The sequence below is a fragment of the Pseudomonas sp. HMSC065H01 genome, from assembly GCF_001815235.1.
Taxonomy (GTDB): Bacteria; Pseudomonadota; Gammaproteobacteria; order Pseudomonadales; family Pseudomonadaceae; genus Pseudomonas; species Pseudomonas aeruginosa.
Genome location: NZ_KV819937.1, coordinates 464326 through 470636 on the forward strand (window position 1 = coordinate 464326; position 6311 = coordinate 470636).

The following is a 6311-nucleotide window of genomic DNA, read 5'->3' on the forward strand; positions in this document are numbered from 1 at the left end:
GGCCTTGGTCATGTCCTTGTGCAGGCGGTCGATGGTCTGCTCGCTGCCGTTGTCGGCGATGCGCAGTTCGACGCTGGACATGTCCTGGTGCAGCCGGTCGATGGTGCGGCTGGAGCCGTCGGCGGCGAAGGCGGCGTTGGCGGTCAGGGTGGCGAGGGCGAGGCCGAGGATCAGGGAAGCTTTCATGACGGTGACTCCGAGTGGGTTGTCGATTGCGTTGGAGTCATTTTCAGTTCGGATAAGTCGATTTAAAAACGAAGTGCGATGATAGTGTCTATCGATATGGGTGATTATGCATTTTCTTATTATTTATCAGTAAGTTAGTTGATTATTTTTGTGATGTCGAAGATTTCTTAAAGGATAGTTAGCTTTTCTCTATTTAATCGATAAATTGGATAAATAAGGCGAAAAGAAAAGCCGGCGCTGCGGGCGCCGGCTCTCGGACGGGTCTTGCTCTGGAGTCAGGCGAGGTCGTCGAGGATGTCGGCCATGTCGTCCGCGTGTTCTTCTTCCTGGGCCAGGATTTCCTCGAAAATGCGTCGGGTGGTGGGGTCGTCGTTACCGAGGTAGGTGATGATCTCGCGATAGCTGTCGATGGCGATGCGCTCGGCGATCAGGTTCTCGGTGACCATGTCCTTCAGGGTCTTGCCTTCGACGTATTCGGCATGGGAGCGCTCCTCCAGGCCGCGCGGATTGAAGTCCGGCTCGCCGCCCAGTTGCATGATGCGCTCGGCCAACTGGTCGGCATGCTGCATTTCCTGGTTGGCGTGCTCGAGGAACTCGGCGGCGGCGATGCTCGCCTTAAGGCCGGTGGCCATGAAGTAGTGGCGCTTGTAGCGCAGGAAGCAGACCAACTCGGTGGCGAGCGCTTCGTTGAGCAGGCGCAGGACGGTCTGGCGATCGGCCGAATAGCCTTCGGTGACCGCGCCTTCCTGGATGTTCTTGCGGGCACGGTCGCGAAGGGTCTGGACGTCCGTCAGTTGAACGGTGGTCATCGGTTTTCTCCTTGAGGCTGATCCGGTGAAAAGGGCCGGCTCTGCGGCCGGCTTTTTCTGCTTACCTAAGGTGTGAGTCCCACGCGGTCGAAAAAGTTTTATCGACCCGCCGCCGAACTGGCCTTTTGCCTGAAATGCGTGGGACGGGGAGCAATGCCGGCGTTTCGCCGGTCCTAACGGAACGGGCCGGCGTATTCGCGCTGGCGAGTCCATGGGCCAGCCTGCACACTGACGGGCTGAGCGAGGCGCGCTGCCGCGCCTGCCCGACAACCGACGCGGCGAAAAGGAGTTGTGCATGACGCGCGGCCGAAAGATCCTGACCTGGAGCCTCGCCAGCCTGGTCCTGCTGCTGGCGGCGTTGGTGGTGTTCATCGCCACCTTCGACTGGAACCTGATCAAGCCCACCCTCAACGAAAAGGTCTCGGCGGCGCTGAACCGCCCGTTCGCCATCAACGGCAACCTCGCCGTGGCCTGGCGCCGCGAGGAGGGCGAGGAAGGCTGGCGCGCCTGGATCCCCTGGCCGCGCTTCAGCGCCGAGGACATCACCCTCGGCAACCCGGAGTGGACGGCGGGCAAGACCAAGGCGAGCGAGTTCGCCAGCCTGGAACGCATCGAATTCCGCCTCGCGCCGTTGCCGTTGCTCTGGCAGACCATCCGCATTCCACAGATCAAGCTGACCCAGCCGCGCGCCGAGCTCCTGCGCCTGGCCGACGGCCGCGCCAATTGGGATTTCGACCTGCCTGCCAGCGACAGCGACGAGCCGTCCGCCTGGCAACTGGACATCCGCGAGATCGGTTTCGACAAGGGTAGCGTCAGCCTCGACGACCAGCGTTTGAAGACCCGTCTGGAAGTGCTGGTCGACCCGCTCGGCAAGCCGGTGCCGTTCGGTCAGTTGGCCGGCAAGGCGCTGGCCACGGGCGATGCGGCGAACGCCCAGGACTATGTGTTCGGCTGGAAGGTCAAGGGCACCTACAAGGGCCAGGCTCTGGCCGGCTCGGGCAAGGTCGGCGGGATGCTGGCGTTGCAGGATGCGAGCAAGCCCTTCCCGCTACAGGCCGAGGTCAGTGCCGGCAGCACCCGTGCCGCGGTGGTCGGCACCCTGACCGACCCGCTCAACCTCGGCGCCCTCGACCTGCGCCTGAAGCTGTCCGGGACCAGCATGGCCAATCTCTATCCGCTGACCGGCATCACCCTGCCGGACACTCCGGCCTACTCCACCGACGGACACCTGCTGGCGCGGCTCAAGGAGGAGGGCGGCGCACTGTTCCGCTACGAGAACTTCAACGGCAAGGTCGGCGCCAGCGACCTGCACGGCAGCCTGACCTTCGTCGCTCGCCAGCCTAGGCCGAAGCTGTCCGGCAAGCTGACCTCCGAGCAACTGCGCTTCGCCGACCTCGGCCCGCTGATCGGCGCCGACAGCAATGCCGAAAAACAGAAGCGCGGGCAGACCAGCCGCCAGCCGGGCGACAAGGTGCTGCCGGTGGAGGAATTCCGTACCGAGCGCTGGCGCGACATGGACGCCGACGTGGAATTCACCGGCAAGCGTATCGTCCACAGCGACCAGTTGCCGATCAGCGACCTCTATACCCATCTGGTGCTCAACGACGGCCTGCTGCGCCTGGAGCCCCTGCGCTTCGGCGTGGCCGGCGGCAAGCTGGAGTCGGACATCCGCCTGGACGGCGGCAAGCAGCCGATGCAGAGCCGAGTGAAGATGAGCGCGCGGGGCTTCAAGCTGAAGCAGTTGTTCCCCGGCTTCGCGCCGATGCAGACCAGCTTCGGCGAGCTGAACGGCGACGCCAGTCTCAGCGGCAGTGGCAATTCGGTGGCGAAGATCCTCGGCGGCGCCGATGGCGAATTGAAGATGCTGATCAACGACGGCGCGATCAGCAAGGGCCTGACCGAAATCGCCGGCCTCAATGTCGGAAACTACCTGGTGACCAAGCTGTTCGGCGACGACGAGGTGAAGATCAACTGCGCGGCCGCCGACTTCGGCCTGCAGAAGGGCCTGATGACCAGCCGGCTGTTCGTCTTCGACACCGAGAACGCGCTGGTCAACGTCGACGGCACGGTGAACTTCGCCAACGAGAAGCTCGATCTCGATGTCACCCCGCACAGCAAGGGCTTGCGGATCTTCTCGCTGCGCTCGCCGCTGTACGTGCGCGGCACCTTCGCCAAGCCCGACGCCGGGGTCCATGCCGGGCCGCTGGTGGCGCGCGGCGCGGGAATGATAGCCCTCGGCGTGACGGTGGGCCCGGCGGCCAGCCTGCTGGCGCTGGTGGCGCCGAGCAAAAGCGACGACAACCAGTGCACCGCGCTGCTGCAGCGCATGCGCTTGCCAGCCAAGGTGCCGGCCGGCAAGCGCTGATTCAGTAGATGGGGATATACAGGTCGACTTGCGAGTTCGGATCCAGCGGTCCGCGGAAACGCTGGTCGTAGTATTCGAAGTCGACCCCCGCCTTGGGCTCCAGGCCGCGTTCGGCGAGCAGGTGGCTGTAGATCGCCTGGAAGCTCTCGGCGATCTGCGGCGCCGTGCCCTTGTGGGTGAACACCGCGTACTTCTGCGCCGGCACCTGGAAGCGCACCATGCCCTCCGGCACCGGCCAGCCCTCCTGCACCTCGAAGCCGGCGACGTAGTGGAATTCGCCGTTGGGCTGCTGCGCGCAGATGCCATAGGAGACCTCGGGATCGTGCTTGCCGGCGATCTCGTGCTCGCGCGGGATGAAGCGTTCCCAGAGCTGGCCGATGGTGTCGCCGGGGGCGCTGCCGAAGTATTCCATGCCCACCACGCTGAAGGCGGGACGTTCGACGATTCGTGCATGCATGTTGCGGATCCTCCAGTGGGCGAGCGTCGCCAGGGTTCGGTCGAGTTCCGCCAGCAGGCGCTGGCGGGCGCTGATCTCTTCGCGCAGGGTGTGCTGGTGTCGTTGCAGGAAATGCCGCAGGCGTTGCGGGTCGTCCAGCGCGCCATCGCGTTTCAGGCGGTCGATGGCTTCCAGCGGAACGTCCAGCCGGCGCAGCGCGAGTATGCGCGAGAGCTGCTCGATCTGTTCCGGCTGGTAGTAGCGGTAGCCGTTGTCGCTACCGGTGCGCGCGGGGACGAACAGGCCGATGGCATCGTAGTGGCGAAGCGTCTTGGTGGAGATCTCGAAGATTCGCGCCAGTTGGCCGATGGTGAGCATTTCCGGTTCCTGCTGCGGGATACCGGCAGACTACGGATTGCCCCTGGGGCAAGGTCAAGGGGTTTGTGCCGGTGCGGACTTTCTCTGAACGTCCGCCGTCGCCTCCCGGTCCCAACAGTGAACCCATCGCAAAGGGAGATATCCCCATGCCCCGTGGCGACAAGAGCAAGTACAGCGACAAGCAGCAGCGCAAGGCCGAGCACATCGAGGAGAGCTACAAGGCCAAGGGTGTGAGCGAATCGGAAGCCGAGGCGCGCGCCTGGGCGACGGTGAACAAGCAGTCCGGCGGCGGCGAGCGCAAGGGCGGTTCCGGCCGCGCCAAGAGCGAGACGGCCAAGCGCGCCGACCGCAAGGACTCGGCCCATCGCGCCGCCCAGGCCCGCTCAGGGAGACCGGCCAACCGCGGCTCGGCGAGCCGTGGCAAACGTCAAGGCAGTACCTCGGTGAGCGAGATGACCCGCGAGGAATTGATGCAGCTGGCGCGCAAGCGCGACATCCGCGGTCGTTCGACGATGCGCAAGGCCGAACTGATCGAGGCCCTGTCCCGGGCCTGAACGCAGACGCCCCGCCTCCGTAAGGAAGCGGGGCGTCGAGCCGTCAGGGGCGGGCGTCGCGCTCGTGGCGGTCCAGCTCGGAGCAGCTCAGGAAGCCCGAGCCGTCGACCTTGCCGCTGCCGTCGAAACTGACGTAGAACGGCTGCTGCTGGCCGTCCTTGTTGAGGATGTAGCTGTTGCAGCTCCCCGGTTTCATCAGGCGCTTCTGGGTGCCGGAAGGCGTGCCGCCGATGCGCAGGACTTCCTGCTGGCTCATGCCTTTCTCGACATCCTTGACCAGCGGTTCGTTGCGGAAGGTGATGTAGTTGACCGGGTTCTGCACCTTGGTCGACGCGCAGCCGGCCAGGGTTGCCATCACGAACAGTGCCGCCAGTGACTGCTTGTACATGCTGTGACTCCTTGTGGTTGAGCGGTGCTTGCCAACATTGGAACGCAGGCCCTCGCGCAGAGTTCGCCCGGAATCGCGGCGGATTGCCTCAGACCTTCTCCAGGGCCCGGTGCGGCAAGGGGGGCAGCTGGATATCGATGGCGTCGCCGGGGCGAACCTCGCCGTCTTCCAGGACGATCGCCATCACCCCGGCCTTGCGAATCAGGTTGCCCTGTTCGTCGCGGCCGAGCACGGCGGCGGTCAGTCCGGGCTGGTAGTTGTCCAGCTGCGAGCAGGGATTGCGCAGGCCGGTCAGCTCGACCAGGGCGCTTTCCCCCAGGCGCAGGCGGGTGCCGGTGGGCAGGCCGAGCAGGTCGACGCCACGGGTGGTGATGTTCTCGCCCATGGTCCCCGGGCCGATGGCGAAGCCGCTGGCGCGTAGCTCGTCGTGCAATTCCTCGTGGATCAGGTGGACCTGGCGCAGGTTCGGCTGGGTCGGGTCCTGCCGCACCCGCGAGCGGTGCTTCACGGTGACGCCGTGGTGGGCGTCGCCCTCGACGCCGAGGCCTTTCAGGAGGCGGATGGCGGGACGCACCTGCTTGCTGAACGCGTGGGTGGCGCAGAGGCTCACCGCGATGACCTGTTGCATGGAACTCCTCCTCGTGCGAAGCGTCAGTCTAGCCGCGAAACATGACGCTTGTCGCAAGCGCACAGGACGCGTTCCCAGCCCCTGCAAAGCCCGCCGCAGTCGCTAGACTTCAGCGCACCTGCATGCGAACGTGCAGCCCTTCAAGGAGAGTTCGATGAATATCCTGCGTATCCCGATGTTCGTATTGGCCATGGCCGTCTCGGCCCATGGTTTCGCTGCCACCGCGCAGCAGGAGAAGATGACCGCCTGCAACGCCGAGGCCACCACCAAGGCGCTCAAGGGCGACGAACGCAAGGCGTTCATGAGCGGCTGCCTGAAGGCCGGCGCGCCTGCCGGCGGCAAGGCCACCGCCCAGCAGGAGAAGATGAAGAGCTGCAACGCCGACGCCAGTGCCAAGTCGCTCAAGGGCGACGAACGCAAGGCGTTCATGAGCACCTGCCTGAAGAAGTGAGCCCCACCCTCGTCGGGCTCGGTGTGGCGGCGGATAACGCCTGTGGCGCTATCCGCCCTGCGGACGGGTGTGGCGTGGTCTTGGCGTAGGGCGAATAACCGCTCGCGGTTATCCGC

The 6311-nt window shown here is 65.1% G+C and carries 7 protein-coding genes and 1 pseudogene; 3 read left to right on the forward strand and 5 right to left on the reverse strand.

Translation table 11 applies throughout. The annotated features are described in order from the left end of the window. Both HMPREF3014_RS35280 and HMPREF3014_RS31595 read right to left on the reverse strand, forming a co-directional pair. Positions 1-186: pseudogene (locus tag HMPREF3014_RS35280) on the reverse strand (hypothetical protein); the annotation flags it as partial. A 275-nt stretch (positions 187-461) separates the two neighbouring features. Continuing rightward, the gene (locus HMPREF3014_RS31595; RefSeq protein ID WP_003095503.1) at positions 462-995 is read right to left on the reverse strand and encodes a ferritin-like domain-containing protein; all 534 of its coding nucleotides are present in this window, start codon (positions 993-995) and stop codon (positions 462-464) included. A gap of 295 nt (positions 996-1290) precedes the next feature. Between HMPREF3014_RS31595 and HMPREF3014_RS31600 the strand changes: the two genes are divergently transcribed. Then, positions 1291-3360, forward strand: a complete 2070-nt coding sequence (locus HMPREF3014_RS31600; protein ID WP_003112310.1) for an AsmA family protein — start codon at positions 1291-1293, stop codon at positions 3358-3360. 1 nt (position 3361) lies between these two features. Here the strand turns inward: HMPREF3014_RS31600 and brlR are convergent, their stop codons facing one another. Further along, complete coding sequence (gene brlR / locus HMPREF3014_RS31605; protein WP_003095496.1) at positions 3362-4174, reverse strand: c-di-GMP-binding multidrug transporter transcriptional regulator BrlR; 813 nt, start codon at positions 4172-4174, stop codon at positions 3362-3364. A gap of 146 nt (positions 4175-4320) precedes the next feature. Here brlR and HMPREF3014_RS31610 point away from each other — a divergent pair, with 146 nt between their 5' ends. After that, positions 4321-4728 (forward strand): Rho termination factor N-terminal domain-containing protein, encoded by a 408-nt coding sequence (locus HMPREF3014_RS31610; protein ID WP_003095492.1) that lies wholly within the window; start codon positions 4321-4323, stop codon positions 4726-4728. A gap of 43 nt (positions 4729-4771) precedes the next feature. Here HMPREF3014_RS31610 and osmE read toward each other — a convergent pair whose 3' ends face one another. Further along, positions 4772-5116, reverse strand: coding sequence for an osmotically-inducible lipoprotein OsmE (gene osmE, locus HMPREF3014_RS31615; protein WP_003095488.1), 345 nt, complete (start codon positions 5114-5116; stop codon positions 4772-4774). 88 nt (positions 5117-5204) lie between these two features. Further along, positions 5205-5744, reverse strand: a complete 540-nt coding sequence (locus tag HMPREF3014_RS31620; protein WP_003095483.1) for an MOSC domain-containing protein — start codon at positions 5742-5744, stop codon at positions 5205-5207. A 154-nt stretch (positions 5745-5898) separates the two neighbouring features. Here HMPREF3014_RS31620 and HMPREF3014_RS31625 point away from each other — a divergent pair, with 154 nt between their 5' ends. Then, positions 5899-6195, forward strand: coding sequence for a PsiF family protein (locus HMPREF3014_RS31625; RefSeq protein ID WP_042929714.1), 297 nt, complete (start codon positions 5899-5901; stop codon positions 6193-6195). Positions 6196-6311: the final 116 nt, after the last annotated feature.

Bases quoted from the DNA above. Each gene is read 5' to 3' on its own strand.
- HMPREF3014_RS31595 (WP_003095503.1), bottom strand. From the start codon at position 995: ATGACCACCGTTCAACTGACGGACGTCCAGACCCTTCGCGACCGTGCC.
- HMPREF3014_RS31600 (WP_003112310.1), top strand. From the start codon at position 1,291: ATGACGCGCGGCCGAAAGATCCTGACCTGGAGCCTCGCCAGCCTGGTC.
- brlR (WP_003095496.1), bottom strand. From the start codon at position 4,174: ATGCTCACCATCGGCCAACTGGCGCGAATCTTCGAGATCTCCACCAAG.
- HMPREF3014_RS31610 (WP_003095492.1), top strand. From the start codon at position 4,321: ATGCCCCGTGGCGACAAGAGCAAGTACAGCGACAAGCAGCAGCGCAAG.
- osmE (WP_003095488.1), bottom strand. From the start codon at position 5,116: ATGTACAAGCAGTCACTGGCGGCACTGTTCGTGATGGCAACCCTGGCC.
- HMPREF3014_RS31620 (WP_003095483.1), bottom strand. From the start codon at position 5,744: ATGCAACAGGTCATCGCGGTGAGCCTCTGCGCCACCCACGCGTTCAGC.
- HMPREF3014_RS31625 (WP_042929714.1), top strand. From the start codon at position 5,899: ATGAATATCCTGCGTATCCCGATGTTCGTATTGGCCATGGCCGTCTCG.